This is a genomic window from Bartonella sp. CL434QHHD (assembly GCF_042195145.1).
GTDB lineage: Bacteria > Pseudomonadota > Alphaproteobacteria > Rhizobiales > Rhizobiaceae > Bartonella.
The window spans coordinates 1-1,266 of record NZ_JBHINT010000049.1; the positions used below are offsets into that span (position 1 = coordinate 1).

The window sequence follows — 1,266 nt, forward strand, 5'->3', positions numbered from 1 at the left end:
GATTGTTTATCAGCATCTTCAGTTTAATCAGGCGCGTGATATTGATAATCTTGATGTTGATTTAGGAAAATTTCATCAATGATTTAGAATACTCACTCATCATTCTACATATTCAATAAAAAACTGAATATTATAAATTTCTTTCATTCAAACCTGTTTATATTTAATCAATTAACCCCTTGTTCATCACAAACGAAGCTGGCATGTAAAGAAGGACTTTTGAAAAAAAGGTGAATTGCTTCTTATGAACATTCTCGAGTGCTAAAATCTGCGCAAATATTGAATGCTGAAAAAAGAATGATGATATCCGCGCATAACCGCAATAAAAATAATATCCTGTATCCAATCAAAATTTCTCTGCCACCTATCATTTACAAAACAACAACCGTAACAATACGATAAAGCATACTTTACTTTTATTATAATTTGACCTCAAACTCCCTCTGTTTGTTCTAAAAACAAGTATTTCTCCAAAATTCTTAAGTAAACATCCTAAAAAAGGAAACAAATAATATGCGTATGAAATGATATAAACGTAAATAAAGTTCTAAAACAAAATTCAAAAAAATGCATAAATCTCGTAAAGACTAAACTTATGATCTATAAAATATAATAAAGAAATGGACAAAAACAACCATCAATATCGTCTCTTTTAAAAGATTATACCACAAGAATTTAGCATTCAAGCTTCTCACATTCACAATGAAATCTGCCCCCATATCTTAATATCAAAATTTTAGGAAAATTCCTCATCGCATAGAAGAAAGCATCTATTGTAATCTTTTATATCAAAAAAATAACCATATTGATGAGGAAAAATAAATTTCAATACATTAAAAGGCAGAAAAATCTTCTGCCTTTCATATAAAAATGCACATTATATCTCTTCAAAAAAGATGGCGCAATCCAGCAGAGAAACTGGCTCCAGAAAAACCAGCTTTCTTAAATTTATGCTGATAAGTTACATCTCCATGAAGAAAAAGTTTTGAAGAAAGACGAGCATTAAACCCAAGACCTGCTTCCAAAAAAGAACCAAAAAAACCTAATTGGAAATCGTTTTTAAAAGAAACAAATTGCTTATCTTCAAAACTATGCAAATAAGAAAGCTTACTATAAAAAGAAACGACACGTCCCTCTTCAGAAACATTAAGTGTCTTGCTTAAACGCCCACCAACACGCCCCACCCATTGATGAAATTTTCCTAAATCAACATCAAGATTATCAATATCACGCGCCTGATTAAACTGAAGATGCTGATAAACAATC

1 protein-coding gene is annotated in these 1,266 nt (G+C 30.4%); it reads right to left on the reverse strand.

Translation table 11 applies throughout. The features are described 5' to 3' along the window. Window positions 1-887: 887 nt before the first annotated feature. Window positions 888-1,266: autotransporter outer membrane beta-barrel domain-containing protein (locus ACFILN_RS08415; RefSeq protein WP_375658281.1), on the reverse strand; the 379-nt coding region annotated here is incomplete at its 5' end.